This is a genomic window from Geobacter sulfurreducens PCA (assembly GCF_000007985.2).
In the GTDB taxonomy this organism is placed as follows: domain Bacteria; phylum Desulfobacterota; class Desulfuromonadia; order Geobacterales; family Geobacteraceae; genus Geobacter; species Geobacter sulfurreducens.
This window is the reverse complement of sequence record NC_002939.5, coordinates 771,226-797,628: the sequence shown is the minus strand read 5'-3', so window position 1 is coordinate 797,628 and position 26,403 is coordinate 771,226. Positions and strand designations below refer to the sequence as shown.

Sequence of the window (26,403 nt, the reverse complement as noted above, 5' to 3'; positions counted from 1 at the left end):
CGTGGAAACGGGATGGTGACAGGCGGTCGTGCTGCTGCTAGCATAGAAGGGTACGGGTGCCGGGAGTGACCGGTAAAGGGGCGGGATGGCGATGGGAGCCAGTGCTCAGATGGAAAAGGTCGGGACGCGGCTACGGCTGATGCTGCGGGCGCTGAATTCGCGGAATTACCGGCTGTTTTTCGCCGGACAGAGCGTGTCGCTGGTGGGCACCTGGATGCAGCAGGTTGCCATGAGCTGGCTCGTCTACCGGCTGACCGGCTCGGCACTGTTGCTCGGGGTGGTCGGCTTCGTCAGCCAGATCCCGACCTTCCTCCTGGCGCCGGTGGCCGGGGTGCTGGCCGACCGCTGGAAACGCCGGCCGCTCCTCCTTGCCACCCAGACCCTGGCCATGGTCCAGGCGGCGGTGCTGGCGGTCTTCGTACTGACCGGGACCACCCCGGTCTGGCTCATCGTCGCGCTGAGCGCCCTGCTCGGGGTGGTCAACGCCTTCGACATCCCGATCCGCCAATCGTTCGTGGTGGAGCTGGTGGAGAAAAAAGAAGACCTGGGAAACGCCATCGCCCTCAACTCGTCCATGGTCAACGGTGCCCGGCTGATCGGCCCGTCCATTGCCGGAGTGCTGGTCGCCACCCTGGGCGAGGGGATCTGTTTCCTGATCAATGCAGCCAGCTACCTGGCGGTGATCATCGCCATAGCGGCGATGCGGCTCAAGCCGGTGCCGCAGCGGCCCGGCCGCAAGCATATCCTCCATGAACTGCGCGAAGGATTCGGCTACGCCTTCGACTTCAAGCCGATCCGCTACATCCTGATGCTCCTCGGCCTGGTCAGCCTGATGGGGATGCCCTACGTGGTGCTGATGCCGATCTTCGCCAAGGAGGTCCTGCACGGCGGGGCCCACACCTTCGGCTTCCTGATGGCCTCGGTCGGGATCGGCGCCTTCGGCAGCACCCTCTACCTCGCCTCCCGCACGAGCGTCCTCGGCCTCGGCCGGGTGATCGCGGTGGCCGCCTGCGTCTTCGGCTTCGGCATCGCCGGTTTCGCCCTGTCCAGCTCACTGGTCCTCTCGCCCCTGTTCCTCGCCCTGGCCGGCTTCGGCGCTATGGCCCAGGTTGCCTCCAGCAACACCATCCTCCAGACCATCGTCGACGACGACAAACGGGGCCGGGTGATGAGTTTCTTCACCATGTCGTTCATGGGAGCCACCCCCATCGGCAGCCTGATGGCCGGGGCCGTGGCCAACCGGATCGGCGCCCAGAACACCCTGCTGATCGGGGGTGCCGCCTGCCTGCTCGGCGGGGCGCTCTTCGGCCGGGAGCTGCGTAACCTCCGCCCCCTGGTCCGGCCCATCTACGCCCGGCTCGGCATCATTCCCGAAGTGGCGGCCGGCATGCAGGCCGCTGCTGATCTGACGTGTCCACCGGAAGATCCCTAACAGGCACCATGCCCCACCATCTTTTTTAAACAGTCTGGTGGGGTGGTTTCAGCGGGGGATGCCGTTGGTGGTGCTGAAAATCGTGGTGAACCCGCCGTGGAACTCGTGCTGTATGCTGCCGTTCACGGCCGGGGCCGGTGCGGGACGCGGGGCGGCGCCAGGTCGGGAGAGGTTCCGGTCGGTCGGGTCGGTGGCGGGAAGGAGGTTAACCGGCGACACCCTGTCGCTCTCGTCCCGTTCGGGTGAAGCGCTGGTGGCGACCGGGGCAGGCTGGCTCGGCGCGGGGGGGTCCGCGGCATGGACCGCGGAGACCGCGGCGAGCAGGATGATGGCGGCAAGGGCGACTTTTCCGGGCATGGCGGGCTCCTGTGAGAGCTACTCGATCAGCAGGAAGGCGTAGCGGTTCATTTCGTCGGTATATCTGCCGAGCACGTCGATCGGGTAGTCGAACTTGGCGACCGTGGCGAAGACGTCGACCCCCATCGCCTCGGCCGAGGGACGGGCGTGCTTCAGGTTGCGGCAACCGGCCCGGGTGCGGGCGCATTCCCGGCAGAGCTTGCAGTTGTCCATGAACATGAGAAAGGCCTTGGGGTAGCCGGCGAGGAAAACCGCCCGCTCCAGCTCCAGCAGCTTCTGATTCAGCTCCCGCGACCAGCCGTGCCGTTCCTCCGGGTCATCGAGCTGCTTGGTGAAACGAAAGATCGCGCCGAGTCGGTACTCGCGGAAAAAGTCGCGGCATTCGCCCACCGGAGGGGTGTTGGGCGGGCAGGACGCGTTCCGTCCGTAGTCGCTGCAGCCGAACATGCACTTCATCCGCACCCACTGGCCGACCACGATCTCCTCGGGGTCGATCCAGCGATAATCTCGCGCCCCTCCGTCCTGAAACAGCTTCTGCAGCACCGCCTGATCCGCCATGTCCCCTCTCCTTCGCGTCGATTGGGCCACCTGTTCCCCGGTTCCGATCCATTACATGGCAGAGATCGACGCGACATGCAAGCGAAAGGTTACCCTTCTATCCCCCCGGAGCAGCGGGGGATATGAGAATTGTCCATTACGGCACCTTGTGCGACACCCCATCCATGCCCTGTCAGCCGGATTCCATCCCCGGCTTTGGCTCAATACTTCCCCACCTCCCTGCACAGGTTACTCGTGAAATATCCCTAAAGTATCGCCCTGATTGCGCCGATAACTAGATATAAAGCATTTATTCATATATTTAGGCTATAAAATATCACTAGGATTGCCACCTGTCCCGGAGTCCACGTTCCGTGCCGCACGCCGGCATTCGGCAAGACGGGCGGCAGCATGAACAAAGGAGCGCATCGATGAGTGTAAGTATCGGCAGACGGCTAACCCTCAACATGGTCTGGGGGGTGTTTGTGGTTCTGGTGCTGGTGATCGGCAACTGGATCGGCATGGGCCATCTGGAGCAGCTGCAAGCGACCAGTCACGAGGCCATGGCGCGCAGCAGGTCCGCCCAGGAGACCAAGGTGATCGGCGAAAAACTGTACCGGTTCGTCCTGGAATCGGTCGCCAACCCCGACATGGCCGGCTCCTCGTCCAAGGGATGGCTGAACCGGAAGGCGGAGGGAATGGCCAAGCTGAAGCAGCTGGCCGAGCAGACCGGGGACGACGCTGCCCTGGGCGCCCTGGTAGCCTCGGCGGACAAGGCGTTCCGGGGCACGGTTACCCTCTATGAAACCAAATTGATCCCGGCGCTCGAACGAGGGGCGAACCACGAGGATATCATGGACATCGACGATGAGATCTCCATGGAGTCCGACAACCTGAGCATCAGCCTGCTCAAGGTCGCCGAAACGCTGGAAAAACGGGCCATTGCCGCAAGCGCCCAGTACGACTCCTTCAGCGCAAAACTCAAGACCTTCTCCCTTGCCCTGGGTGGCATCGGCATCGTGCTGCTGGTGGTGTTCTCCTCCTGGCTCAGCCGTTCGATCATGAGGCCGCTCCGTCAGGTCATCGCCATGATGGAAGACGTGGCCGAGGGCGAGGGGGATCTGACCAAGCGCCTCGAACACCGGAGCAACGACGAGTTGGGGAAACTCTGCACCGAGTTCAACTCCTTCGTGGGCAAAGTCCACGACACCATCTCCCGGACCTCCAGCGTGGCTCGGGACGTGACCGGATCGGTGGCAGAGATCAGCCGGACCGCCGAGCGGTTGGCCGAGGGCGCCGAAGAGGTCGCCTCCCAGGCGGTCATGGCGGCCACGGCGAGCGAGGAGATGGCCGCCACCTCCTGCGAGATTGCCGGCAACTGCCAGACCGCGGCCCAGTCGTCGAGCCGGGCGCGGGAAACGGCTGCCCGGGGCTTTGCCATGGTGGAAAACACCATTGCGGTCATGAACCAGATCGCCCGGCGGGTCAGGGTGTCGGCCGAATCGGTGCAGGGGCTCGGCGCCCGCTCCGACCAGATCGGCGAAATCGTCATGACCATTCAGGACATCGCGGACCAGACGAACCTGCTGGCGCTCAACGCTGCCATCGAGGCGGCCAGGGCCGGCGAACAGGGGCGCGGCTTCGCCGTGGTGGCCGACGAGGTGCGGGCACTGGCGGAGCGGACATCACGGGCTACCCGCGAGATCGGCGAGATGATCAAGGGCATCCAGGGCGAAACCCGGACTGCGGTGCTCACCATGGAAGAAGGCGTCAAGGAAGTCGAAGCGGGCACCCGGGAGGCCGCCAAGTCGGGCGAGGCGCTCAATGAGATCATGCAGGGGATCGAGCAGCTCAACCAGCAGATGGGCCAGATCGCCTGCGCCGCGGAGCAGCAGACCTCCACGACCATGGAAATCAGCGGCAGCATCCAGCGCATCAAGGACGTCGCCCAGGAGACCGCCGGCGGCGCCCACGACAGCGCCCGGACCTCCACCCGGCTCACGGACCTGTCCCACGACCTGGATCGCCTGGTGAGCCAGTTCAGGGTGTGACCGGTCGACGATGCATACGAAATGGAACGGGCGGTGCCACAACGGCATCGCCCGTTTTGTTTGCTCCTTCCCTGCCTCCCTTCTCCCCCGGCACAGATGGTTCAAAAGCCCCGGGATATCAGGTTTTCCCTACCTTGACAGTGCCTCACCGAGCTGAGATAGTCGCTGCATTGGCAACCATGACTACTTTAATGGAATCCGGCTGGACCCTCCCGCCATCACAGGATACGGATTGCCCCGGAGTATCGGGAGAAGACCGACTCGCGGATACGCGCGGCAACAACACGGTAATTGAATAGGGAGAATCAAACCATGCGAATCAAGGACCCGTTTTCCTACTCCGCCCGATGGGACTCGGTCGGCCTGGACTGCGCCTATTGCGTACACTTTGCCGGGCCGTCGTCATGGCCGGATACCGACCGGACATCCCGCTGCCGCCTCCATGCCATCCCCCTGGACATCGGGTTGGGGCGCTGCGGCTACAAGGAAGACGAATGGTTCTGCCGGGACTTCAGCGATGACGGCAGGGCACACGGCACGGCGGTCGAGGAGTTTGAAGCCCTAAAGGCGGGTCTTCAGTCTGAAACGCTGTACGGAGCCTACGGCCTGCGCGGATATTTGAAGGAAATCGAGTTCAAGAGACTGAGGTAGAAGGGAAAAGATGTTAATCTGAAAAAACTCGAAGAAAAAATGCCAGAGCCGAAATGAGAAACAAGAAGTATCAGACCTGCACACGTGACGAAATTTTATATGTACCGGTCTGACCATGAAAACAGACAGTCCCCCCCTACGGAGCCACCATGTCACCCCATGATCCCAACCCCAAACGCCCCCGCTACCCGATGCCGGATTTCTTCAGGCAGGCACTTGAAGAGCATGGCCTGATGGCTGATTACCTTGCGCGGCCGGCGTACCAGCGGAACGACTACATCGGCTGGGTTAACCGGGCAAAACGTTCTGAAACAAAAGAGAAACGGCTGCACCAGATGCTTGATGAGCTTGAAAAGGGAGGGGTCTACATGAACATGGCACATCCTCCCTCACGGAAAGACAAGGAGTGACAAAGCCGGGAACGACCACCGGCTCCCCTTTGCACGCCGTGACTGTGCGGTACAATTGATCAGGTACGGCAGTCCGCCAAAGGAGGCACCCATGAAATTCATGCTCGCAGTCCTTGCCCTGACCTTGGCCGGCGCGGCCGCTAGCGGCGCCGGGGAGCTTCCGGTGGCGCCCAACGGGATCGCCTGTCTCACCGACTACCGGGCCTGGGAAGCGGTGGCACCGTCCTGGCGCGACGACCGGGGACAGATCAGGGTAATCCTCGGCAACCCCACGGCCATGAAGGCCCTGCGGAGCGGAACCCGCCCCTTCCCTGACGGCTCAACCTTTGCCAAGCTGGCCTGGAGTGCGAAAAAGCACCCGAAGTTCCCGCTTGCCACGGTGCCGGACGCCTTCGCGCAGGTTGAATTCATGGTGAAGGACGGGGAGAAGTTCAAGCCCACCGGCGGCTGGGGCTTTGCCCGTTTCGTGGGGCAGGAGCTGAAACCCTACGGCAAGGATGCCTCCTTTGTCCTGGAGTGCTTCGGCTGCCACACCCCCGTGAAAGACAATGATTTCGTCTTCACCCACCTGGCTACCATCCCCTGAACGCACGACGGGGGAGCCACCGCAGCGGTTCCCCCGTCTCTCTTCCCTCTTGTTTCGAACTAGTGCCGTTACGTCCCCTCGATCCTGCCAATCAGCCGCAGCAGTCCGTCCAGGATGGTGGCCGGATGGGGTGGGCAGCCGGGGATGAAGAGGTCCACCGGCAGGATGTCGGCCACGCCGTTGTGGGTCTCGGGCGAGTCGGCGAACGGGCCGCCGCCGATGGCGCAGGCGCCGCAGGCCACGACGATCTTGGGCGCGGGGATCGCCTCCCAGGTCATGAGCAGGGCCTCGCGCATGTTTTCCGTAACCGGGCCGGTGACCCAGAGGCCGTCGGCGTGGCGGGGGGAGGCGACGAACTGGATGCCGAAGCGACCCAGGTCCCAGCCGATGGTGGAGAGGACGTTGGTGTCGGCCTCGCAGGCGTTGCAGCCACCGGCGCTCACCTCGCGGAATTTGAGGGAGCGGCCCAGCAGGGAGCGGAGCGACGGTTCCAGGGGCCGGGCCAGGTGGTGCTCACCGCCGGGACGGACGATCAGGTGCTCGCGTTTCGTGGCCGCCAGCCGGTGGTCGGTGGTAAAGCTGACGAGCCCGCCGGCGGCGCACTCGGGGCAGAAGAGGCAGCGGCCGGTGTCCAGGGCCATGCCGTTGTCGCAGGTTATGGCACCGTGGGGACAGGCCTCGGCGCAGGCCCGGGCGTCGGATCGCTCCACCGTGGCGGGGAATTCCGGGTACCCCCGGAACCGCTGGGGAAGGCTCACCGGCTCCTTCGGATAGGCCATGGTCCGGTGTCCCTGCTTCAGCCGTGCGATGATCTCTCTCAGCACTTCATCGTCCTTTCCAATTGAGCCGCATGCTCGCCGCGTCTCCCGCCGGTCCGGGGCGAGGCTCCCGCGGAGAAAAGATCCCGCGAAAACCACCAGTAGACCTCTCGGAGGGAAAACTCCGGCAGCTCCGGCTCAGGTGCCGTGAAATACGACAGGTGACGCTTGGATATTTTCGGAGCGGGAGCACCGCCCCGGACCTTCCCGCTTCCAGCCGTCCGCCTTCCGCAGGCCACCGCTCCCCCTACAGATCAAACCCGCAGTACGACAGATTGAAACTCTTGTTGCAGAGGGGGAAGTCGGAGATCTGCTCCCCCCGCAGCGCCATGGCGAGCCCCGGCCAGTTGTGGAACGAGGGGTCGGTCACCTTGTAGCGCAGGAAGCGACCGTCAGCGCCGGTGATCGCCACGTGACAGACCTCGCCCCGCCACCCTTCGGTGAGGGCCACGGCAATCCGGTCCGGCTGCAGGGAGCCCGCCTCGTTCCGGCAGCCGCCTCCTGGGAGTTGTTTGAGCTGCTCCCGGATGAAGTCGAGGGATTTCCCCGCCTCCAGCCAGCGCACCGTGGACCGGGCGCAGACGTCGCCGTGGTGGGCGGTGACCACCGGGATCTGGGCCATCCGATAGATGCCGTAGGGGTGGTCGCGCCGCACGTCGCGGTTGAGGCCGCAGGCCCTTGCCGCAGGTCCCACCAGGCCCAGTTCCCGGGCGGTGTCGGCCGGCACGGTGCCGGTGTTCTCCAGCCTGCTCATGACCGACGGCGCGTCCCAGAGGATTTCCACGGCACCCTGCAGGTCCGACTGGGCGGCGTCGAGGCGGGCCAGGAGGTCGTCGCGTTCGGCCGGCCCCAGGTCGAAGAGGACCCCGCCGGGACGCACCAGCCCCCGGCCGAAGCGGCTGCCGCAGAGGACCGCACTCATGTTGAGGAAATCGCCCCTGATCCGGCCGCAGAAGGAGGCGGTGGGGAGGTAGCCCACGTCGCCGGCAATGGCCCCCAGGTCGCCGGTGTGGTTCGCCAGCCGCTCCAGCTCCAGGGCAATGCCGCGCAGGGCCTCGGCCCGAGCCGGGACCCGGGTGCCCGCCAGGGCTTCCAGGGCCATGCAGTATGCCTGCATGTGGCCGATGGTGGTGTCACCGGCAATGGTCTCCATGCGGAAGGGGGTGCGAGGGTCGGGGCCGCCCATGAGCCCCTGCTCGATCCCCCGGTACTGGTAGCCCAGGGAGATCTCCAGGTGAAAGACCTCTTCCCCGTGGCACTGGAACCGGAAGTGGCCCGGCTCGATGATCCCGGCGTGGACCGGGCCCACCGCCACTTCGTGGACCTCATCCCCTTCCACCCGGTAGTAGTCCATGACCCCCACGGGGATCGGCTCACCGGCGGCGCGTCCCCAGGCATCCCGGCCGGGAACGAAGGCACGGTGGAACCGGACCGGCTTGAACCAGGGGTGATCCTCGGCGGGAAGGCCGCACTGCTCGGCGATCTCCCGCTCGAAGAGCTGCACCTGGGGGCAGAACCGGGCGATGGACGGGAACGACCCGGCCGCGTCTGCCGTTGCCAGGGCGATGCTGCCGTCGGACGTGGAGGAGAGGGCACAGCAGAGGGTGGCCCCGGCCTCCGTGGGGATGCCGAAGTAGGAGGAGACGCGCCAACCCCGGTCCACGGCGTCGATCATCTGCTGGAGGAAGGCGGTCAACTCCAGGCGCGGCACCTCGTGGAAGGGGACGGCTGAACCGTTGTGCAGGGTGAGGAACCGGGCGCTCATGGTTTGGCCTCCAGCAGAGCGGCCCCTTCGCCCAGGAGCCGCAGGAGCGGTTCAGGCAGCCAGACCCCCAGCATCAGGATCAGCCCCAGCAGGGCCAGGGGAGGCCCCACGGTCAGAAGCCGGTCGCGGTAGTCGGTCCGTTCCGCGTCGGCCGGGGGCACGCCCATGACCAGGGGCAGCACCGTGAGGGCCATGCCGATGAAGATCACGGCCAGGAAGAAAAGGAAGAGGCCCCCCACCAGGTAGCGCCCCTCCACGAAGGCGCTGCTCACGATGGAGAACTCGCTCACGAAGGGGGAGAACGGCGGCGACCCGGTTATGGCGATGAAACCGGCCAGGAAGAGGCCGGCGGACCAGGGGAGCCGGGCCAGGGCGCCGCGCACCACCTCGGTGCTCTTGCTGTTGAAACTGCGGTGGATGTTGCCCGATGAGAGAAAGAGGACCCCCTTGGTGAGGCCGTTGTTCAGCAGGTGGAAGAGCGCCCCGAACAGGGCCCCCTTGCCGAGCCCCAGGGCCACCGCAAGGATGCCCACGTGCTCCACACTGGAATAGGCCAGCATCCGCTTGAAATCGGCCTGGCGCGCCATAAAGACCGCTGCCAGCCCCATGGAGATGAGCCCCATGGTCAGGAGTGCCTTCTGGAAGAAAAGGTATTCCCCGCCGGAGGCGAGGCTGATCTGGTAGACCCGCAGGATGGCCAGAAACGCGCAGTTGACCAGTCCCCCGGCCAGGAGCGCCCCCACGAGCCCCGGCGCCTCGCCGTAGGCATCGGGCTTCCAGGAATGGAGCGGCGCGATCCCCATCTTGGAGCCGAATCCCACCAGCATGAAGATGAAGGAGGCGTGGAGCCAGCCCGGGTTCAGCTCCCGGGCCGAGGCAAGGATCGGCCCCAGGAGCAGGGTGGCGTCCCGGTGGGCGACAAGCGTCGCGTAGGCCAGGAAGAAAAGCCCCAGAAGCGCCAGGGCGATCCCCACGGAGCAAATCAGGAGGTACTTCCAGGTGGCCTCGATGGAGCGGGCGTTGCGGTTGAAGTAGATCAGGGGCGCCATGGTCACGGTGGTGGTCTCCACCGCCACCCAGAGGAGCCCCAGGTGCTGGGAGGCGGTCACCAGGGTCATGGCCGAGAGGCACGCCAGCAGCCCCATGCAGAGGACCCGGTTGGAGCGGTCCCGGCGGTAGGCCAGGTAGCCCACCGCGTAGACGGCGCAGATCAGGAACAGGGTACTGATGCAGAGGAGCACGATCTTGCCGAGGGGGTCCAGGAAGATCCACCCCTGGGGGGACGGCGGCGGGGTCCACGCCAGGAGCGCCAGGGTCAGGAGGAAATGCGGGACGGCCACAGCCGGCAGCACCAGGGGGCGGAGCCGGTTGTCCGGGACGATCCAGGCCACGAGGGCGCCTACGAGCGGCAGGAGAACGGCGGCGGTCAGCATGGGCCTACTCCTCCTTCAGGGCGCTCAGGCGCGAGGTGTCGACGGAGGAGAACTCGCGGCTGATGTGGTTAATGACGATTCCCATGACGAAGATCCCCACCAGAAGGTCCAGGAGCACTCCGGCCTCCACCATGACCGGCATGGCGGTGGTCAACAGCAGGCTGAAAATGAAGATGCCGTTTTCCAGAACCAGGTAGCCGATCACCTGGGAGATGGCCTTGCGTCGGGTGGTCAGCACCAGGAACCCGGTCATCAGGGTGGCGATGGCCGCCGGCACGAAGAGCAGGTCCTGGTGCTCCGGGGCCAGGGGGAGCCGCTCCGAGAAGACAAAGGCCAAGGCCGTGGCCACGGCGCCCAGGATCAGGGTCGGCACGTAGCCGATGAACGGCTCCACCTCCCGCTTGATCCGGGCCTTGCGCACGGCATCGCTGATCAGCCAGGGGATCACCAGTCCCTTGGCCAGGATGATCCCGCCGGAGATGGCCACCAGGTGCCAGGAGAAGGAGTGGATGATGCCGGGGAGCACCCCCAGGATCACCCCCTGCACGGCGGCGGCCCGGATGCAGAAGGCCATCCGGCTCGACCCCAGGACGACGAAGTTGATCAGCATGACCAGCACCAGCAGTTGGTCGGCAAGGGAAACCATGGGTTACCTCAGGATCAGGAGCATGGAAAAGGCGGAGAGGATTGTCGCCGCCACAAGCAGTTGCGGGATGCGGATCAGGCGCAGCCGGGCCATGACCGATTCCACCACCCCCACGGCCACCGCCAGCACCAGCATGGATGCCACGAAGATCCCCCAGTCGGCCAGGGTGTTGCCGGTCCGCACGGGAAGGGCCACGTTCATGAAGAAGGCCCCGAGCACGAAGAGCTTGAGGGCCGCGCCGTAGAGGATCAGGCCGAAGGCGGGGCCGCTGTGGTCCAGCACCATCACCTCGTGGATCATGGTCAGTTCCAGGTGGGTGGTGGGGTCGTCAAAGGGGATGCGGCAGTTCTCCACCAGGAGAACCAGAAACAGCGCCCCCACCAGCAGCAGCAGGGAGGCGCCGGCGGTGAGCCAATCCCCCACGGTGGCGTGGGTGAGCATGGGGGTAAGCGACAGGCTGCCGCTCATGCGGGCCAGGGTGATGAGGGCGAAGAAGAGGGTCGGCTCGGCCAGACAGGAAAAGGTCACCTCCCGGGCCGCCCCCATCCCCTCGAAGCTGGAGCCGGTGTCCAGGGCGGCCACGGTGGTGAAGAACCGGGCCAGACCGAAGAGGTAGGCAAAGAGGATCATGTCTCCGGCAAAGGAGACCGGCGCCGGATGGTTGCCCAAAGGGACCAGCAGCGCTGCCACGGCGGTGGCGGCCAGGGTCACCACCGGCCCGGCACGGAACACCCAGGTGGTGGTATCGCTGAACACGCTCCCCTTGCGCAGCAGCCGCGCAATGTCATAGTATGGCTGCAGAAGCGGCGCCCCGACCCGGCCCGCAAAGGCGGCCTTGGTCTTGACGATCACCCCCAGGAGCAGGGGGGGCATCAGGATCGCCAGCAGCAGATGGATGATGATGTCGAGCATGGCGCGCCCTCCCCGTCAGTGGGCCCAGACCATCAGCAGAAAGAGCGTGGTCAGGATGTAGAGCATGTAGAGGTGCAGCCGGCCGTGCTGCAGCCGCCGCAGGAAGGCGAAGGAAAACCCCGCGACCCTGAACAGCGGCATGATGACCCGCTCAAGGATCGTTTCAGTAGGCACGAACCGGAACAGAACCGGTGCCGGGAAGAATCCCGCCACGGCCGGACCTTCCCGGCGGGGGGCGACGACCCCTTCGAACTGCCTCACCAGGGAATCGGCAAAGGAAACTCCCGTGTACTGCATCCGCGGCGACGGGGCCGGGTAGCCGCACCCCCAGGTAGTACCCCGCGCGACCGGGGTCCGTTTCAGCCGGAACATCAGGAGCAGCCCCGAGAGGATCACCGCAGCGCCCAGCATGCCCGCCCCCAGGGTGAGCCACCCCAGGGGAACGAGGGTTTCGAGGGGGGCCGGGGGAACCATGCCGAAGGCCCCCACTGCCGGCTCCACCAGGCTCAGCACCGGCCCGGGCGCGATCCCCGCCGCGAGGCAGAGCAGGGCCAGCAGCCCCATGGGCGCGCCCATCCGCCAGTCGGGCAGGTGGGAGTGATGATGCGCGCCGCAGCGGGGAACCCCCAGAAAAATCACGCCGTAGAGCTTCACGAAGGAGACCGTCGCGATGCCCCCCACCACGGCCAGAAGCGGCGCCGACAGGGCCAGGAGCGGCACCGGGTCAGCCACGGCCTCGCCGAAGAAGCCGGCATAGAGCAGAAATTCCCCCACGAAGCCGTTCAGGGGAGGCAGCCCGCAGATGGCCACGGACCCCACCAGGAAGAAGAGCGCGCTCCGGGGCATGAGGCGGGCAAGCCCTCCCATTCGGTCCATCTCCCGGGTGCCGGTGGCATGGATCACCGCGCCGGCCCCGAAAAAGAGGAGCGGCTTGAACAGGCTGTGATTGAGCAGGTGGAGCAGTGCCCCGGTCATGCCGAGGGTATAGAGGGGGACGTTGCCAGTGGCTTCCCCCACCAGGGCCGTACCGATGCCCAAGGCGATGATGCCGATGTTCTCGATGCTGCTGCAGGCCAGCAGCCGTTTCAGATCGCGCTGGGACGCCGCCAGGACGATGCCGGCCAGGGCCGAAACCGCCCCCAGCACCAGAATGAGACCGCCCCACCAGAGGGGTACCGGCGCGAAAAACGAGATGGTCCGCACCAGCCCGTAGAGCCCCATCTTGAGCATGACCCCCGACATGAGGGCGGAGACGTGGCTCGGCGCGCTGGCATGGGCCGCGGGCAGCCAGATGTGGAGCGGCATGATCCCGGCCTTGGCGCCGAACCCGGCAAGGGCGGCCAGAAACAGGACCGTGGCCGGCACCAAGGCCGGGTCGAGGCTGTGTGGCGCGGGAAACACGAAGGATCCGGTGACGCCCCGCAGGACGCAGAAGAGCACGAAGAGCGCCGCGGTGCCGGCATGGGTCGCCGCCAGATAGACGATCCCCGCCTGGCGCACGGCCGGGTCACGGTGCTCGGTGGCGAGGAGGAACCAGGCCGACAGGGCCATAGCCTCCCACGCCATGAGGAAGAGAACCCCGTTGCGGGCCACCACCAGGCCCGCCATGGCCGCGGCCAGAATCCCGTAGAAGAACGTAAGGGCCGGCTCGGTGGAACGGTTCGCAGCGGCGGGCCAGTAGCCGAGAGCATAGAGGGAGCCGCAGCCGAAGACGAGAAAGACGGGAATCAGGAAGAGAGCCGACAGGGGATCGACGGCCAGGTCGGCGGGGCCGAAGGGGAGGGTCCAGGCAAGACTGAAGGCCGTTGTCCGGTGCTCCAGCAGCGTCCGAATCGTGCCGGTCAAGCCAAGCAGAGACGCAGCCACAGCCATGACGGCGGCCAGGATCTGGCCCGGCACGAATCGGCGCGCCAGCACGCCCGGAACGCCGGAAAGGGCCACCAGGACTATGGCGGCAAGAATCTGAGAGGCGGGGTCCGCCCCTTCTAACGCGGATTCCATGGATTTCCACCCACTAACGACACATAGAAACAGCAAAACACACAAAAAACGCTAACACCTTATAAAACTATATGGTACTATTTTTTATGCGTCAATAACATTTTATGACGCATAGAAGTCGAAAGACTTCTGAGGAGACGAAGATGCCGAGCACCCGACTGAACATCTCGCTGCCGACCCACATCGTGGACGACATCAAGGCGCTCTACGGCCCCCGGGGACTGAGCCAGTTCCTGGAGGAGGCGGCTCAGGAGAAGCTGGCCGCCGTGAAGCGGGAGGCCTACAAGGGACTCATCGAGGGATACCGCTCAACCGCGGACGAAACGGTGGAGGTCCTGAAAAAACTTGAAGCGGCAGTGACGGAGGAGCGGGATGTTTAAACGGGGGGGGATCTATTCGGTCAACCTGGCCCAGGAGGGGGACGGCACGCCGGAAACCTGTCCATGCGTAGTGGTGAGCAACAACATCAGCAATGAATTCTCGCCGGTGGTCACCATCATCCCCCTTTCCTTCCGGAACCTGGAGAAGATTTACGAGTTCGAAACGTTTCTGCCGGCCACCAAGACCGGCCTGGCCGCCGACTCCAAGCTCAGCTCCCACATTATCATCACCATCGACAAGGCCAAGGTGGTGGGGGAACGACTGGGGTTCCTGAGCAAGACGCTCATGGAGCAGGTGGAGAAGGCGCTCCGGTTCCAGTTGGAGCTCTAGGAGGGCGGGCTGGTGACGCGTGGAGATGTTCGGAGCGGGAGCCCCGCCCTCCGGAGGACCGGCGCCGAACTAGCGAACTGAACGCCCACGAGGTGAATCCATGTTGTTGAACGCCGCGGAAGCGGCCCGGCTACTTTCAACCGACGAAAAGACCGTCAAGCGCTGGATCAGGCGGGATGGGCTCCCGGCCACGCCGGTGGACGGCGAGCCGCGGATCAACCGCATCGACCTGCTGGAGTGGGCCACGGAGCGGGGGATCAAGGTCCTGCCCGAGGCCTATGCCGGCGCCGGAGACGAGCCGGGGCTCTTCCCGTCCCTCTCGTCGGCCCTGCAGGCGGGGGGCATCCACTGCAACGTGCCGGGGGACGACAAGCTGACCGTCCTGCGCAATGTGGTGGACCTCCTCCCCCTCCCGCAGCAGGTGGACCCCGAATTCGTACTCCAGGTGCTCCTGGCCCGGGAAGCCCTGGGCACCACCGCCATCGGCGACGGCATCGCCATCCCCCACATGCGCAACCCGATCCTGCTCCACGTGGCCGGATCGAGCATCACCCTCTGCCACTTGGCTACGCCCGTGGACTTCGGCGCCCTGGACGGCAAGCCGGTGCAGATCCTCTTCACCCTCACCAGTCCCACCGTGAAGGCCCACCTTCACCTGCTGTCGAGGCTGGCCCATGCCCTGCGCGACCCGCGGCTGCGGGAGGCCCTGAAACGACCCTGCGACCCGGCGGGCATCCTGGCCGCCGTGGCCGAAATCGAACGATCTCTGGGAGGATGAGCCGATGACTGATGGAGGGGGAATGGTCTCGCCCGGTATGCTCCTGCTCTGCGCCTCGGCCCTTGCCGCCCTGTCGGGGGTGCCGCTGCTCGTCAGAAGCCTTTCCCCTGCCGCCGGCCAGAAGGCGGCCACAGTGCTCATGCTCCTGGCCACCGTGATCGGCCTGGGCAGCGCCGTCGCCACCCTCGTCACCGGCCGGACCGAAACCTTTCTCCTCTCCTGGGGACTCCCCTTCGGTCCCGCCGAAATGGCCGTGGACCCCCTCTCCGCCTTTTTTGCCCTGCCGATCCTCCTGGTGGCCGCCTGCTGCGCGGTCTATGCCCTCGGCTACTGGCCGGCCCGGGACAATCCCCGCACGGTGCGCAGCCTGACCTTCTTCTTCGGCCTCCTCGTAGCAGCCCTGATCGGGGTGATCGTAGCGCGCAACGGGGTCCTCTTCCTCGTGGCGTGGGAGATCATGGCCGTTTCCGCCTGGTTCGTCCTCACCGCCGACCACGCGAAACCCGAGGTCCGGGATGCCGGCACCCTCTACCTGATCACCACCCACATCGGCACCCTGGCCCTGTTCGCCCTGTTTTCGCTCCTCAAGGGGACGGCGGGATCGTACCTCTTCCCGGCCCCGGCATCGCTGGCGGCCGGCGGAGGGATCGGCGCCGGCATCTTCCTGACCGCACTCCTGGGCTTCGGCATCAAGGCTGGGCTCATGCCGCTCCACGTCTGGCTCCCGTCGGCCCACGCCAACGCCCCGAGCCACATCTCGGCCATCATGTCCGGGGTAATCCTGAAGCTCGGCATCTACGGCATCGTCCGGACGGTTTCCTTCTTTGCCCAGATTCCGCTCTGGTGGGGGATCGTCCTGCTGGTGGCGGGAATGGCGTCGGGGATCGCCGGGGTCGCCTTCGCTCTGGGTCAGCATGACCTCAAGCGGTTGCTGGCCTACCACAGCATCGAGAACATCGGGATCATCGCCATGGGGATCGGCGTGGCCCTGGTGGGCGCGGCCACGGGGGTTCCCTCCCTGGCACTCCTCGGCATGGCAGGGGCACTGCTCCACGTACTGAACCACGCCACCTTCAAGGCGCTCCTTTTCCTCGGCGCCGGCTCGGTGATCCATGCCGTCGGCACCCGGAAAATCGACCGGATGGGGGGCATCGCCCGCGTCATGCCCCGGACCGCCCTTCTCTTCCTGACCGGGGCCGTGGCCATCTGCGGGCTGCCGCCCCTGAACGGCTTCGTGAGCGAGTTCCTCATCTACCTGGGGGTCTTCCGGGAGGCGGTCCACGGCACCGGCGCGGCCGCGGCCGTCACATCACTGGCCGGGCCGGCCCTTGCCCTGGTGGGGGGACTGGCGGTTGCCTGCTTCGTCAAGGTCTTCGGCGTGGTTTTCCTGGGGCTCCCCCGGAGCGAAGAGGCGGCCCGCGCCCACGAGGCGGGGCGCCCCATGCTCGCGCCCATGGCCGTGCTGGGCGCGGTCTGCGTCGTGGTCGGCCTGGCACCGGCGGCGGTGGCGCCGCTGCTTGACGCCGCGGTGCGCTCCTGGCGGCCGGAACTGGCTCTCACGGCCCCGGCCCTGGCCGATCTGGCGCCCCTGGGATGGCTCATGGCCGTTGCCGCCGGCACCCTTGCCACGGTGGCCGTTCTCGCTCTCCTCTACGCCCGGCGGTTGGCCGCCGTGCCCCGGGGAGCCTCGCCCACCTGGGGCTGCGGCTATCTGGCCCCCACCCCCCGGATGCAGTACACCGCGTCATCCTTCGCCGAGATGCTGGTCCGGCTCTTCGGCGGCATCCTGCGCCCCCACGGCACCCAGCCCGGCATCCGCTCCTGTGCGCCGGCGCCGTCGGAGCTCCATACCCATGTCCCCGAGACGGTGCTCGAACACCTCTACCTCCCGTTCATCACGTGGGCCAATGGTAAGCTCGCCCCGCTCCGGAGGCTCCAGCACGGCCAGTTGCACCTCTACATCCTCTACACCCTGATCACTCTGGTCACGCTCCTGCTGTTCGGCATGTGACCGCCCGGCTACCCCCGTTCGACCCGCCGGAGCACCCCCAGGTAGTCGAGCACCGCGGCCGAGCCTCGGGCCACGCAGGAAAAGGGATCGCTCACCCGCGTGACCGGCAGCAGCACCTCCCGCTCCAGGGCCCGGTCCAGGCCGTGCAGCAGGGACCCGCCGCCCCCCATCAGGATGCCCCGATCCAGGAGATCCAGGGACACGGCCGGCGGAATCCCGTCGAGGCATGATCGCACTGCCGCCACGATGGCGGCCACCGGCGCCCTCAGGGCAGCGCACACCTCGCGGCTGCTTACCGAAATCTCAACCGGCAACCCTCGCGCCACGCCGCGCCCACGCACCCGGGCCCGTTCGGCAGGGCTGTCGGCCGTGGCCGCGCCGAGCCGGATCTTGAGTTCCTCGGCCGTCCGTTCCCCCACGAGCACTCCACGCTCCCGCTCCAGGTAGCCGACAATGGCCGCATCCATGGCATCTCCCCCCACGGGCACCGAACGGAGGCACTGGATGCCTCCCGAGGCCACCAGGGCCACTTCGGTGGTCCCCCCTCCCACGTCCACCACGAGGGTTCCCCACAGGTCTGCGGCATCGGCGCCGGCACCGATGGCCAGGGCCAGTGGCTCTTCCATCAGGTACACCTCGCCGGCACCGGCCATACGGGCCACGGCGCGGGCGTTGTCCCGATCGCGACCGCTGCCCCCAGCCGGGACCCCTATGATAATCCGCAGGGATCTGTGGGCGCAGCCGGGAATGCTGTCGAAAAACGAACGCAGCATGTGCGCCCCGGCCGCCGGATCCACGACCACCCCCTCGCGCAGGGGCCTTACCACGTCGATGCCCGCCGGGGTCCGGCCGAACATCCGGCGGGCGCCGCTCCCCGCGTCCAGCAGCCGTGCCGGACCGCCGTCGCCGCGCCGGAACGCCACCATGGACGGCTGGGACAGCACGATGCCCGCCCCCCTCCGGTAGACCCGGGTGGTGGTCGTTCCCAGATCAACGGCAAAGTCCCCGGAAGCCTGCCCGAACATATCCTCTCGCAACGATGCCATCCTCTCCTCCCCGGTCGGAACGCCGGGCTCCTCGAATCGAGCCGCGGATCACTGGCAGCCAGTGTACACGAAACGATTTTTTATACAACATTACGTGTGGTTAAGTCGCGACCGTTGAATACTTGCCGACGTTGTGTATCATTGAAGCTTTATCCGGAGGGGGACCGAACGTGCCCCTCCTCAACGGGAGCGACGTCATGAAAAAGAAAGCTGAAGAACGATCGATCTACATCACCGAATTCGATCTGACGCGGCTCGAAGAGCTGCTGGACAAGATTGACACGGAGGGTTCCCGGGACAGCCGGCACCTGCAGGAGCTGGAGGATGAGCTGCTGCGCGCCGAGGTGGTTGAGCCGCAGCAGATTCCGGCCGACGTGGTCACCATGAATTCGCGGGTTGCCCTGAAAGACCTGGCCACGGGAGAGGAGATGGTGTACGAGCTCGTCTTCCCCTCCGACGCGCGGCTTGAGGAAAACCGGATATCCATCCTGGCCCCCGTCGGCACAGCCCTGCTCGGCTACCGGGCCGGTGACACCATCACCTGGAAGGTTCCCGGGGGCACGAGAAAGATCAAAATCACCAAGATTCTCTACCAGCCGGAAGCGGCGGGGGATTTTCATCGGTAGCCGGCACGCGCCTGGTTCCCGGTACGAAAAAAGCCCGCATTCGGCGGGCTTTTTCATTTTCCGGGCCGCGCAAACCGGCGCCGTCAGTAGATGGCGTAATTGTCGGGATCGGCAAATATCTCGCGCAGCAGCCGGTTGTTCAGGTAGTGGCCGGTCTTGTTTGCCTCCACCTTGCCCAGCATGCGGTAGCCGCAGGTAAAGAGGTCGCCGATGAGGTCGAGTATCTTGTGGTTCACCAACTCCTTTTTGTAGCGGAGACCGTTGGGGTTCAGGATCTCCTCTCCGCCGATGACAACGGCGTTGTCCAGGGACCCGCCCTTGGCGAGGCCCGCCTTGCGGATCGCCTCGATCTCCTCGTGGAGGACGAAGGTGCGCGAGTTAATGATGGAGACGGCGTTCTCCACGTCCATGAGCCGCTTCCTCTGCTTCCCGACCGGGGGACGGAACTCGATGGTCATGGTGATGTCGAGGGTGTTAAGGGGCTTTACCCGCACCCAGGCATCATTGTGGCTCACCTCGACGGGGCGGAGCACCTTCAGGTAGACCCCCGTCTCCGGAAACTCGTAGACCCCGGCCCGCCAGATCTCGTGGTAGAACTCCCAGGCCGAGCCGTCCATGATCGGCACCTCGGGGCCGTCGATGTAGACGAGACAGTTGGTGATCCCCGAGTAGTAGAAGGCCGCCATCAGGTGCTCGATGGTGGAGACCGATTTCCCGTCCGCCGCGATCTGGGTCGAAAGCCGGGTGTCCGCCACCATGTCGTAGCGGGCAGGGATGAGCTGTCCCTGATAGACGAAGGCGATGCCGAACTCCCGGCGGGGGATGAACTCCAGGGTCACTTCCCGGCCGGTATGGAGACCGATGCCGCTCAGCTTGAAAATCCGGTTGATGGTTGTTTGTCGTTTGTTCATGGTCCCTTGTGCGTATCACAAATCCTGCGCCGGAAAAAGAAAAAAGAACTCCTGCAAAACAACTGCAGTCTTAAAATATATTATTTTGAATATATATTATTGACAGAATACCGCGGAATCCCTATGATGGCACTTACTTTCACGCAGGCACGGAGGACGACTCTCTCATGGAGCACATGGACGGCGCCATCTCCCTTCCCTTCCAGAAACCGGTTGCGGCCACCCATCGCTGGGCGCTGGCCCTGATCATGATCCTCACCATCGCTGTCGGCTGGCGCTACCCCCTCGTGGGATTCGTCGTGCCCGCAGCCATGGCGGCCTCCATCGCCGGCAGCTTCTTCAGGGGGCGGTACGTGTGCGGCAATTTCTGCCCGCGGGGAAGCTTCTTCGATACCCTGTTCCGGCTGGTGGGGGGCCCCCGCGACGTCCCCGCGTTCCTGCGCGGCTCAGCCTTCCGCTGGACCTTTCTCGCGCTCCTCATGGGATTTCTGGGGTGGCAGATCTCCCGCGACCCCGCCGACCCGGCCCACTGGGGCTTCGTCTTCTGGATGGCCTGCGCCCTGACCACCGGCATCGGCATCGTCCTGGGCCTCGCCTTCCGGGCCCGCACCTGGTGCCTGGTCTGCCCGGTGGGGACCATGTCGAACGCCATCGGCGGCGGAAATTGGCAGATGACCATCGCGGAATCGTGCGTCGGCTGCGGCTCCTGCGAGCGTCACTGTCCCATGGGGCTTACCATCGCGGCCCACCGGCAGGATGGAACTCTCCCCCACCGGGACTGCCTCAAGTGCTCGTCCTGCGTGGACGCCTGCCCCAAGGATGCCCTCGGCTGGCCGTCCTGAAAAGAGGTTGGCAGCTATAAAACTGCCTCGATCCGCTCGCAGAGCGTCCGCAGCACCTTGATCCGGGCATACTGCTTGTTCTCGGCTTCCACAAGGGTCCAGGGGGCGATCTCCGTGCTCGTTCGGTCGATCATGTCGCAGACGGCGGTCTCGTACTCCCCCCACTTTTCCCGGTTACGCCAGTCATCCTCCGTTATCTTGAACCGCTTGAAACCGGTCTCCTCGCGCTCCCGGAAACGCCGCAACTGTTCCTCCGGGCTGATGGCCAGCCAGAACTTGGCCACCACGATCCTGCTCTCCACCAGTTGCTCCTCGAAATCGTTGATCTCGCTGTAGGCCCGCATCCAATCCCCACGGGAACAGAATCCCTCCACCCGCTCCACGAGCACCCGGCCGTACCAGGAACGGTCAAAGATCGCGAAGCGCCCCAGGCGCGGGATAGTGCGCCAGAAGCGCCACAGGTAGGGCTGGGCCAACTCGTCCTCTGTAGGGGCGGCAATGGGCACCACCCGGTAAATCTTGGCGTCGAGGGCCTGAGTGACCCGACGAATGGCGCCACCCTTGCCGGCCGCGTCGCTCCCTTCGAACACCGCCACTACCGCCCGCTTGCGGAACCGGGGCTCGCGGGTCAGCAGGCTGAGCCGTCCCTGGAGTTCCTCCAGTTCTTCTTCGTAGCGCTTCTTCGTTATCGTTCGGGAAAGATTCAGGGACCGAAGCAGCATAACCGCGTCTGTTGCCGGGGACACGGGGAGCGCCGTGCGCGGTGGATGGGGGTTTTCGGGGGTGGCGAGCCGGGCGCGCAGAGCAGAGAGAATCGCGTTCCCCACCGTCAGGGAACGATAGCGGGGATCGACGCCGGACACAACGGTCCAGGGTGCCTCGGCAGTGCTCGTTGCCCGCAGGACATGGGTGGCCAGATCACGGAACCGCTCGTATACCTTGAAGTTTTTCCAGTCCCGGGCCGTGACCCGCCAGCGGGTCCGGGGGTTTTTCTCCAGCGCCTTGAGACGCCGCTCCTGCTGGTCCCGGGACAGATGGAGCCAGAACTTGAGGACCAGAGCCCCCTCGTCCGCCAGCATCCGCTCGAAGCGCCTGATCCGTTCCAGGGCCTGGTCGAGCTTTGCCTGTTTGCTCCGACCCTCCATGTGGTCCGAGATCGCCCCGCTGTACCAGGATCCGAAAAAAATACCGATCTTCCCTCTCGGCGGGAGGGAGCGCCAGAACCGCCACATGGGGGGCCGCTCCCGCTCCTCGTCCGAGGCGTCCCCCGGCGCGTTGGTCTCCACATGGCGCGGGTCGAGCCACTCGTTGAGGATGTTGACCGTCTCCCCCTTGCCGGCACCGTCCACGCCGCTGATGAGGATCACGACCGGAAAGCCGCGGGCTTCGAGCAAATCGTACTGGGCATCGAGCAGTGCCTCCCGCAGAGGAGGAACCCGGGCCTTCCAGGTTTTCTTGTCCACAGCATGGTCCAGTTCGGCCGATTCGAACATTATCGTTCCTCCTGCGGCAAGTATCTTCCGGGAAAAGGATACCACAGGAAAGACGGGACCGGAACGGCAGCATCGCCGGCCCCGCTCTTCGGGCAACGGCCCCGTTGCGCCCCGAAAACGACCCGACATCGGGTCGCATGCCCTGCGATGTCGATGGTTTCGCGGCCGGATTCCCCCTAGAGTGGAGTCATGCGGAACATTTCGGGATGCAACGGGAGGGAACCATGAAACGGATGAAACGGACGGCGGGAGCGCTGCTTCTCGGTCTGGCACTGCTGCTCGGGGGATGTGGCGGGGGAGAGGTCCGCATCTCGGCGGAAATCCCCGTGGTGTACCCGGTCGACTACGCCCCTGCCATCACCTGGCTCAGCTTCTGGAAGGATGCGGACCGGTACTTCGTGCCGGGGTCCATCGACTTCACCGACCCGGACGCGGACACAGATATCATGACCATCGTTGTGAGCGACAGCCTCGGCCGGGTCATGGCGCGGACGGTTGCCGACCTGGATGACTATGTGGGCTATACCGGCGGCACGGTCTCGTTCTCGATCGACTACCTTACCTATCCGCCGGGAACCTATACCTTCACCATCTACCTCACCGACCGCGGCGGCAACCTGTCGAACCCGGTCTACGGCACGTTCCAGGTCTGGTGAGATCTCGGCCTACCCCGGCAGCCAGAGGTCGACCGAGTCCGGTTCCACATCATGGGCCTGGACCCCGTGTTCCCACACGTTCCGGTCGCGCTTGGCCACCACGAGGCTCCGCTGGAGCCGGATCTTGCGGACGAATACGGAAAAGTCCGTTGTATCGAAATAGATCACGCGGCCCCGCTCCCCCTCCAGGTCGGCGGAGAGGAGCGGAATCCCTTCATTGGCGAGAAACTCCCGGACAAACCGGGCATTGACGCTGCCGACACAGGAAAAGTTGCCGACCTCGGCGCGATTGACCAGAATCGAGGCACCGCCGAAGGCCTTGGCGCGGAGGTTCTCCCGCCGCGCACCGTGGCGCATGAGAGAGTTGATAAGCAGTTCCATGGAGTGGATGCCGTAGCGCCCCGCCTCGGTGAAGCAGAAGGGCATGGTGCGGGAGTAGCGGTGATTGCTGAGCAGAAAATGATTCATCCCGGCCACGCCGCTTTCCGAGTCGAACAGGCAGGCGGCCACGCACGAACCGAGAAGCGTCGAAATGACGCCCCCGCCTGTAGTGACGTGGTATTCGCCGGGAGCGATACGGATAATGTGACGGCCTTCGAGGCGTTGATGACGCATTGTTACAGTATAGCAGAATCGGCGTATCCCGCATGCCTGTAAAATGTGCCTCCGCAACTACCCTTTGCAGCCGCAGGAGGGGGCCTTGCACGTAGCCCGGCAGGCCAGGTCTGCCCGGCTGTCGCCGCCGAAGGCGCGGAATTGCTCCACCGCGTGGCGGGGCAAGAACCACTCTCCGTCGCACAGTTCACCAGCCAGGGTACCCTGCTTCACCAGCATCAGAAGGCGCAGGTGGGTGGTGCCGAGTTCGCGGGCCGCATCGTGGATCGGCACCAAGTCGTTCGTTTTCATGGCATGACCTCCCGTTTGGTATCTCTGCTGCTGCGACTTCATGTCCCGTGCCAACACGCAGACCGGTCGAAACTCCTTTCCATATCGAGGGTTGCGCGCATCTCTCATCCACGTGCCCCGCACCTGTGCCGAATAAATGGGCACCGCCCGTCCCCACGCCCACCCTTTGACACCTTTTTGTTCTCGTTTAGAATTAGAGCCTGATGACAGGGGGCCTGTCGCGGTCGAACGGGAGGTTTCGGACCATGGTGGACAACGTTCTGGCAATCCTGCGCATGGGTGACGAGCTGGCCGACCTGGCAGTCGACCTGTTCGACGGGGTCACGGACCCGACCGGCATCGCCCCGGCCACAACCCGCATCGTGGCCCGCGCCGAAGAACTCCTCTCGGCCCGGGGAAACGGGCGTGACGATATCCGGATCGCCTGCGGCCCCGGTTGCATGACCTGTTGCACCGTGAACGTGTCGGTTCTCGTGCCCGAGGCATGGACCATCGCAGTCTGGCTTCGGCAGCACCACGACGCAGGGGAGGTGGACCGCTTGGCAGTGCGGCTCACTGCTGCTGCCCGCGCCATCCGCTGGCTCGACGATGCCGACCGGATCAGGAGCGGGGTGACGTGCCCCTTTCTCGACGAACGGGGCTGGTGCTCCATCCACCCGGTCCGGCCCCTCATGTGCCGCGCCCTCACCTCCACCGACCCGGCCCAGTGTCGCCGCGCCCTGGAGTCGCGCACCTCTGACGAAGAGGTGCCGCTGGAGTGCAATCTGCTCCAGAAATACCTCATGGAACAGGCTTACCGATCCCTCGCCGCGGCCCTTGAACGTCGAGGGATCGACTCGGCGGGGCGTGAGCTGGTGGGCACGGTTGCCCGCTTCCTGAACGAGCCGTGGCTCGCGGACAAATTCCTGGTCGGCAGATTGATCACCCTCCCGGAATCCTGAAGCGCCCCCCGTAACGTCGCGCTCGCCGTGGCAGATTACTTTTCGGATCTCACGGGGCCGGAGAAGCCGTTGCCGCTTCCTGCCCTTCACGTGACCGCGGAAGAGCCTGTCCAGACGGACACAAGAACAAGAAAGAAGAAAGGGGCGGGAAACGACAAGCCCCGGAGGGACGCTCCGGGGCTCTGGTCGGCAGGAAGGGAACCGCGGCGCTACTGCACGCGCCGGTTGTGTTTTTTGCGATAGATGTCGCGGCTGGCATTGTCCTGCAGGCGGTGGAGCCGCGCACGCTCTTTCCCGGTCAGCGCCACCCGCAAAACCATCTGCCTCATATCGACCTCCAACCCTGTGACATAACTGCAATCATGGGGAGTTTAGCGCGCGCCGGAATCATCAGTTGACCTGTCCCGCAAAAACTCCCGTCGCTGTTCGTCCGTCATGGAGCGCCACTTCTCCTTGAACTGCCGCTTTTCCTCCGGCGACAACGAACGCCATTTTCCTTTGAGAACCTCCCGTTCCTGGGGGGGAAGATTCTGGAAGCGCTGGTACGAACGCTTGATGCGCTCCTGATCGGCAGGGGCAAGCTTGTGGAACTCCTTGATCCGCTTCCGGATCAGATCGCGCTGTTCCTGAGTCAGATCATGCCAGTGACGGTATCGCTCCAGGGCGTTCCGACGCGCCTCGGGCGCCATTGCTCGCCAGCGCTCGGCGCTGTCCAGCAGGCGCTCCTGGCGCTCGGGAGGAAAACTGTTCCAGCGTTCGGCAAAATGCTGAAGAACCTCACGCTGCTCGGGGGTCAACCGTTCCCACGACACCCCGCCCCCATCGCCCCAGGCAGGCGAAACCGCCATGCCCAGCATCATGCAGACCAGAATCACACGCCAGCTACCCATCACTTCCCCCACATTCGGCCCCCGGGCATACGACCTCATTGATTCTCCTGGGCCGCCAGCCAATGATAGAATTCGATGTCCTCGTACAGTTGGATATGGTCATTGGCTGCAATCAACTCGATCTGCTCCGGGTCGTCCTGGACTGCCACGGGCACCGGCTCGACCGACGGGGAGGAAAACCAGATGATGCCGGCCACCGCGGCAGCTGTCAGGGTGGCGACCCCGCCCACCGTCACCCAGCGGGGGAGGAACGGGAAGTGACGGCGTCCTGCCTCCGCCACGGCCTTGGCCCGGATCTCCGCCAGCCGTCCCGCAATGGCGCCGTCCAGGTCGCTGGTGCTCCGGTCGAGTTCGCGCCTGACCGTTTGAATCATCCGCTCGTCACGCTCGTCATGTTTCATGGTCCGTACTCCTCAAGCATGCCGCGAAGCGCATGAACCGCCCGCGAAAGATGGGTCTTGACGCTCCCCTCGGAGCATCCCATGGCAAAGGCGGTTTCCGACGTATCGAGCCCTTCCCAGTTGCGCAGGAGAAACGCCTGCCGCTGCCGCGTGGGCAACTTGCGCAGAGCCGCTTCGATTGCCTGCCCCAGGTCCCGGTCCAGGAGCTGTCGCGCCGGATCAGGCGAATTCACGTCCGGGATCCCGTCCAAGGGATCGCCGCCATCTTCGTCGTCGTTTTTGCCGAACCACGCCCGGAACCTGTTCCGCAGGGTCGAGCGCCGGTGCCAGTCCACGATCCGGCTCTGGAGCGTCCGGTGGAACAACGGCGGCCACTCCGCCTCGGGTTTCCGCGCATAGTTTCTGACAAAGCCGAGCATGGCGTCCTGGACCACGTCCAGGGCCTCGTCATCGTCGGACGTGGCGAGCCGCGCCATGCGGAACGCCCTGCGCTCCACGCCGGCCAGGAACCGGTTCAATTCGTCTGTTGTATCCAGCGTCACTTCTCCTTGCCCGCGACATTTGTAGTTTATAACGTCCGGGCTGCTGTCCG

The 26,403-nt window shown here is 65.3% G+C and carries 29 protein-coding genes; 13 read left to right on the top strand and 16 right to left on the bottom strand.

Annotated features, from left to right (window positions below; genetic code table 11):
- Positions 1–91: 91 nt before the first annotated feature.
- Positions 92–1,432, top strand: coding sequence for an MFS transporter (locus tag GS_RS03740; RefSeq protein ID WP_010941411.1), 1,341 nt, complete (start codon positions 92–94; stop codon positions 1,430–1,432).
- A 48-nt stretch (positions 1,433–1,480) separates the two neighbouring features.
- Here GS_RS03740 and GS_RS03735 read toward each other — a convergent pair whose 3' ends face one another.
- Together GS_RS03735 and GS_RS03730 are read right to left on the bottom strand one after the other, a co-directional pair.
- A complete protein-coding gene (locus tag GS_RS03735) occupies positions 1,481–1,789 on the bottom strand; it encodes a hypothetical protein (protein WP_010941410.1) in 309 nt (102 codons plus the stop codon).
- Positions 1,790–1,807: 18 nt separating this feature from the next.
- The gene (locus GS_RS03730) at positions 1,808–2,347 is read right to left on the bottom strand and encodes a DUF2284 domain-containing protein (RefSeq protein ID WP_010941409.1); all 540 of its coding nucleotides are present in this window, start codon (positions 2,345–2,347) and stop codon (positions 1,808–1,810) included.
- Positions 2,348–2,757: 410 nt separating this feature from the next.
- Here GS_RS03730 and GS_RS03725 point away from each other — a divergent pair, with 410 nt between their 5' ends.
- The 4 genes from GS_RS03725 to GS_RS03710 all read left to right on the top strand — a co-directional run bounded on the left by GS_RS03725 (position 2,758) and on the right by GS_RS03710 (position 6,024).
- Positions 2,758–4,377 carry a methyl-accepting chemotaxis protein gene (locus GS_RS03725; protein ID WP_010941408.1) on the top strand — a complete coding sequence of 540 codons (1,620 nt, stop codon included), beginning with the start codon at positions 2,758–2,760 and terminating at the stop codon, positions 4,375–4,377.
- Positions 4,378–4,689: 312 nt separating this feature from the next.
- Entirely contained in the window at positions 4,690–5,028 is a 339-nt protein-coding gene (locus GS_RS03720) for a hypothetical protein (RefSeq protein WP_010941407.1), read from the top strand.
- Positions 5,029–5,177: 149 nt separating this feature from the next.
- A complete protein-coding gene (locus tag GS_RS03715) occupies positions 5,178–5,438 on the top strand; it encodes a YdeI/OmpD-associated family protein (RefSeq protein WP_010941406.1) in 261 nt (86 codons plus the stop codon).
- A 91-nt stretch (positions 5,439–5,529) separates the two neighbouring features.
- Positions 5,530–6,024: a cytochrome P460 family protein gene (locus GS_RS03710; protein ID WP_010941405.1), complete on the top strand. Its 495-nt coding sequence runs from the start codon at positions 5,530–5,532 to the stop codon at positions 6,022–6,024.
- 68 nt (positions 6,025–6,092) lie between these two features.
- On the opposite strand, the gene GS_RS03705 is transcribed toward GS_RS03710, so the two are convergent.
- The 6 genes from GS_RS03705 to GS_RS03680 form a co-directional block, all read right to left on the bottom strand.
- Entirely contained in the window at positions 6,093–6,848 is a 756-nt protein-coding gene (locus GS_RS03705) for a hydrogenase (RefSeq protein WP_010941404.1), read from the bottom strand.
- 241 nt (positions 6,849–7,089) lie between these two features.
- Positions 7,090–8,607: an NADH-quinone oxidoreductase subunit C gene (locus GS_RS03700; RefSeq protein ID WP_010941403.1), complete on the bottom strand. Its 1,518-nt coding sequence runs from the start codon at positions 8,605–8,607 to the stop codon at positions 7,090–7,092.
- A complete protein-coding gene (locus GS_RS03695; protein ID WP_010941402.1) occupies positions 8,604–10,040 on the bottom strand; it encodes a proton-conducting transporter membrane subunit in 1,437 nt (478 codons plus the stop codon). The genes GS_RS03700 and GS_RS03695 overlap by 4 nt, the downstream gene beginning before the upstream one ends.
- A 4-nt stretch (positions 10,041–10,044) precedes the next feature.
- Positions 10,045–10,686, bottom strand: coding sequence for a hydrogenase (locus GS_RS03690; RefSeq protein ID WP_010941401.1), 642 nt, complete (start codon positions 10,684–10,686; stop codon positions 10,045–10,047).
- A 3-nt stretch (positions 10,687–10,689) separates the two neighbouring features.
- On the bottom strand, positions 10,690–11,598 hold the full coding sequence (locus GS_RS03685; protein WP_010941400.1) for a respiratory chain complex I subunit 1 family protein: 909 nt from the start codon (positions 11,596–11,598) through the stop codon (positions 10,690–10,692).
- Positions 11,599–11,613: 15 nt separating this feature from the next.
- Positions 11,614–13,599 (bottom strand): proton-conducting transporter membrane subunit, encoded by a 1,986-nt coding sequence (locus GS_RS03680; protein WP_010941399.1) that lies wholly within the window; start codon positions 13,597–13,599, stop codon positions 11,614–11,616.
- A gap of 143 nt (positions 13,600–13,742) precedes the next feature.
- Here GS_RS03680 and GS_RS03675 point away from each other — a divergent pair, with 143 nt between their 5' ends.
- The 4 genes from GS_RS03675 to GS_RS03660 all read left to right on the top strand — a co-directional run bounded on the left by GS_RS03675 (position 13,743) and on the right by GS_RS03660 (position 17,099).
- Complete coding sequence (locus tag GS_RS03675) at positions 13,743–13,979, top strand: antitoxin (protein ID WP_010941398.1); 237 nt, start codon at positions 13,743–13,745, stop codon at positions 13,977–13,979.
- Entirely contained in the window at positions 13,972–14,310 is a 339-nt protein-coding gene (locus GS_RS03670; RefSeq protein WP_010941397.1) for a type II toxin-antitoxin system PemK/MazF family toxin, read from the top strand. The genes GS_RS03675 and GS_RS03670 overlap by 8 nt, the downstream gene beginning before the upstream one ends.
- A 100-nt stretch (positions 14,311–14,410) precedes the next feature.
- A complete protein-coding gene (locus GS_RS03665; RefSeq protein ID WP_010941396.1) occupies positions 14,411–15,088 on the top strand; it encodes a PTS sugar transporter subunit IIA in 678 nt (225 codons plus the stop codon).
- A gap of 4 nt (positions 15,089–15,092) precedes the next feature.
- The gene (locus GS_RS03660) at positions 15,093–17,099 is read left to right on the top strand and encodes a proton-conducting transporter membrane subunit (protein ID WP_010941395.1); all 2,007 of its coding nucleotides are present in this window, start codon (positions 15,093–15,095) and stop codon (positions 17,097–17,099) included.
- A gap of 8 nt (positions 17,100–17,107) precedes the next feature.
- Here GS_RS03660 and GS_RS03655 read toward each other — a convergent pair whose 3' ends face one another.
- Positions 17,108–18,145 (bottom strand): rod shape-determining protein, encoded by a 1,038-nt coding sequence (locus tag GS_RS03655; RefSeq protein ID WP_010941394.1) that lies wholly within the window; start codon positions 18,143–18,145, stop codon positions 17,108–17,110.
- Positions 18,146–18,342: 197 nt separating this feature from the next.
- Between GS_RS03655 and rnk the strand changes: the two genes are divergently transcribed.
- Positions 18,343–18,771 carry a nucleoside diphosphate kinase regulator gene (gene rnk, locus GS_RS03650; RefSeq protein ID WP_010941393.1) on the top strand — a complete coding sequence of 143 codons (429 nt, stop codon included), beginning with the start codon at positions 18,343–18,345 and terminating at the stop codon, positions 18,769–18,771.
- Positions 18,772–18,854: 83 nt separating this feature from the next.
- On the opposite strand, the gene lpxC is transcribed toward rnk, so the two are convergent.
- Positions 18,855–19,682, bottom strand: coding sequence for a UDP-3-O-acyl-N-acetylglucosamine deacetylase (lpxC, locus tag GS_RS03645; RefSeq protein WP_010941392.1), 828 nt, complete (start codon positions 19,680–19,682; stop codon positions 18,855–18,857).
- A gap of 167 nt (positions 19,683–19,849) precedes the next feature.
- On the opposite strand from lpxC, the gene GS_RS03640 reads away from it, so the two are divergent.
- Positions 19,850–20,524: a 4Fe-4S binding protein gene (locus GS_RS03640; protein ID WP_010941391.1), complete on the top strand. Its 675-nt coding sequence runs from the start codon at positions 19,850–19,852 to the stop codon at positions 20,522–20,524.
- A gap of 14 nt (positions 20,525–20,538) precedes the next feature.
- Here the strand turns inward: GS_RS03640 and pap are convergent, their stop codons facing one another.
- A complete protein-coding gene (gene pap / locus GS_RS03635; protein WP_010941390.1) occupies positions 20,539–22,017 on the bottom strand; it encodes a polyphosphate:AMP phosphotransferase in 1,479 nt (492 codons plus the stop codon).
- A 224-nt stretch (positions 22,018–22,241) separates the two neighbouring features.
- Between pap and GS_RS03630 the strand changes: the two genes are divergently transcribed.
- Positions 22,242–22,673: a lipoprotein gene (locus tag GS_RS03630; protein ID WP_010941389.1), complete on the top strand. Its 432-nt coding sequence runs from the start codon at positions 22,242–22,244 to the stop codon at positions 22,671–22,673.
- A gap of 9 nt (positions 22,674–22,682) precedes the next feature.
- Here GS_RS03630 and GS_RS03625 read toward each other — a convergent pair whose 3' ends face one another.
- Positions 22,683–23,288, bottom strand: coding sequence for a chemotaxis protein CheD (locus GS_RS03625; protein ID WP_010941388.1), 606 nt, complete (start codon positions 23,286–23,288; stop codon positions 22,683–22,685).
- A gap of 57 nt (positions 23,289–23,345) precedes the next feature.
- Positions 23,346–23,579, bottom strand: a complete 234-nt coding sequence (locus GS_RS03620; protein ID WP_010941387.1) for a hypothetical protein — start codon at positions 23,577–23,579, stop codon at positions 23,346–23,348.
- 245 nt (positions 23,580–23,824) lie between these two features.
- Here GS_RS03620 and GS_RS03615 point away from each other — a divergent pair, with 245 nt between their 5' ends.
- The gene (locus GS_RS03615) at positions 23,825–24,520 is read left to right on the top strand and encodes a YkgJ family cysteine cluster protein (protein ID WP_010941386.1); all 696 of its coding nucleotides are present in this window, start codon (positions 23,825–23,827) and stop codon (positions 24,518–24,520) included.
- A 371-nt stretch (positions 24,521–24,891) separates the two neighbouring features.
- Here GS_RS03615 and GS_RS03610 read toward each other — a convergent pair whose 3' ends face one another.
- From GS_RS03610 to GS_RS03600, 3 genes are read right to left on the bottom strand one after another with little or no spacing between them, the layout of a single operon-like run.
- Positions 24,892–25,410: a DUF3106 domain-containing protein gene (locus GS_RS03610; RefSeq protein ID WP_235044963.1), complete on the bottom strand. Its 519-nt coding sequence runs from the start codon at positions 25,408–25,410 to the stop codon at positions 24,892–24,894.
- A 35-nt stretch (positions 25,411–25,445) separates the two neighbouring features.
- Entirely contained in the window at positions 25,446–25,811 is a 366-nt protein-coding gene (locus GS_RS03605) for a DUF3619 family protein (protein ID WP_010941383.1), read from the bottom strand.
- Positions 25,808–26,353, bottom strand: coding sequence for an RNA polymerase sigma factor (locus GS_RS03600; RefSeq protein WP_010941382.1), 546 nt, complete (start codon positions 26,351–26,353; stop codon positions 25,808–25,810). Before GS_RS03600 ends, GS_RS03605 begins: the two co-directional genes overlap by 4 nt.
- Between the last annotated feature and the right edge of the window lie 50 nt (positions 26,354–26,403).

Excerpts from the sequence above, each read along its gene's own strand:
- GS_RS03715 (WP_010941406.1), top strand. The coding sequence starts at position 5,178 with ATGTCACCCCATGATCCCAACCCCAAACGCCCCCGCTACCCGATGCCG.
- GS_RS03700 (WP_010941403.1), bottom strand. The coding sequence starts at position 8,607 with ATGAGCGCCCGGTTCCTCACCCTGCACAACGGTTCAGCCGTCCCCTTC.
- GS_RS03640 (WP_010941391.1), top strand. The coding sequence starts at position 19,850 with ATGGAGCACATGGACGGCGCCATCTCCCTTCCCTTCCAGAAACCGGTT.
- GS_RS03685 (WP_010941400.1), bottom strand. The coding sequence starts at position 11,598 with ATGCTCGACATCATCATCCATCTGCTGCTGGCGATCCTGATGCCCCCC.
- GS_RS03610 (WP_235044963.1), bottom strand. The coding sequence starts at position 25,410 with ATGGGTAGCTGGCGTGTGATTCTGGTCTGCATGATGCTGGGCATGGCG.
- pap (WP_010941390.1), bottom strand. The coding sequence starts at position 22,017 with ATGTTCGAATCGGCCGAACTGGACCATGCTGTGGACAAGAAAACCTGG.
- lpxC (WP_010941392.1), bottom strand. The coding sequence starts at position 19,682 with ATGAACAAACGACAAACAACCATCAACCGGATTTTCAAGCTGAGCGGC.
- GS_RS03740 (WP_010941411.1), top strand. The coding sequence starts at position 92 with ATGGGAGCCAGTGCTCAGATGGAAAAGGTCGGGACGCGGCTACGGCTG.
- GS_RS03620 (WP_010941387.1), bottom strand. The coding sequence starts at position 23,579 with ATGAAAACGAACGACTTGGTGCCGATCCACGATGCGGCCCGCGAACTC.
- GS_RS03695 (WP_010941402.1), bottom strand. The coding sequence starts at position 10,040 with ATGCTGACCGCCGCCGTTCTCCTGCCGCTCGTAGGCGCCCTCGTGGCC.
- GS_RS03735 (WP_010941410.1), bottom strand. The coding sequence starts at position 1,789 with ATGCCCGGAAAAGTCGCCCTTGCCGCCATCATCCTGCTCGCCGCGGTC.
- GS_RS03675 (WP_010941398.1), top strand. The coding sequence starts at position 13,743 with ATGCCGAGCACCCGACTGAACATCTCGCTGCCGACCCACATCGTGGAC.
- GS_RS03730 (WP_010941409.1), bottom strand. The coding sequence starts at position 2,347 with ATGGCGGATCAGGCGGTGCTGCAGAAGCTGTTTCAGGACGGAGGGGCG.
- GS_RS03670 (WP_010941397.1), top strand. The coding sequence starts at position 13,972 with ATGTTTAAACGGGGGGGGATCTATTCGGTCAACCTGGCCCAGGAGGGG.
- GS_RS03615 (WP_010941386.1), top strand. The coding sequence starts at position 23,825 with ATGGTGGACAACGTTCTGGCAATCCTGCGCATGGGTGACGAGCTGGCC.
- GS_RS03625 (WP_010941388.1), bottom strand. The coding sequence starts at position 23,288 with ATGCGTCATCAACGCCTCGAAGGCCGTCACATTATCCGTATCGCTCCC.
- GS_RS03605 (WP_010941383.1), bottom strand. The coding sequence starts at position 25,811 with ATGAAACATGACGAGCGTGACGAGCGGATGATTCAAACGGTCAGGCGC.
- GS_RS03660 (WP_010941395.1), top strand. The coding sequence starts at position 15,093 with ATGACTGATGGAGGGGGAATGGTCTCGCCCGGTATGCTCCTGCTCTGC.
- GS_RS03680 (WP_010941399.1), bottom strand. The coding sequence starts at position 13,599 with ATGGAATCCGCGTTAGAAGGGGCGGACCCCGCCTCTCAGATTCTTGCC.
- GS_RS03665 (WP_010941396.1), top strand. The coding sequence starts at position 14,411 with ATGTTGTTGAACGCCGCGGAAGCGGCCCGGCTACTTTCAACCGACGAA.
- GS_RS03690 (WP_010941401.1), bottom strand. The coding sequence starts at position 10,686 with ATGGTTTCCCTTGCCGACCAACTGCTGGTGCTGGTCATGCTGATCAAC.
- GS_RS03720 (WP_010941407.1), top strand. The coding sequence starts at position 4,690 with ATGCGAATCAAGGACCCGTTTTCCTACTCCGCCCGATGGGACTCGGTC.
- rnk (WP_010941393.1), top strand. The coding sequence starts at position 18,343 with ATGAAAAAGAAAGCTGAAGAACGATCGATCTACATCACCGAATTCGAT.
- GS_RS03710 (WP_010941405.1), top strand. The coding sequence starts at position 5,530 with ATGAAATTCATGCTCGCAGTCCTTGCCCTGACCTTGGCCGGCGCGGCC.
- GS_RS03630 (WP_010941389.1), top strand. The coding sequence starts at position 22,242 with ATGAAACGGATGAAACGGACGGCGGGAGCGCTGCTTCTCGGTCTGGCA.
- GS_RS03725 (WP_010941408.1), top strand. The coding sequence starts at position 2,758 with ATGAGTGTAAGTATCGGCAGACGGCTAACCCTCAACATGGTCTGGGGG.
- GS_RS03655 (WP_010941394.1), bottom strand. The coding sequence starts at position 18,145 with ATGGCATCGTTGCGAGAGGATATGTTCGGGCAGGCTTCCGGGGACTTT.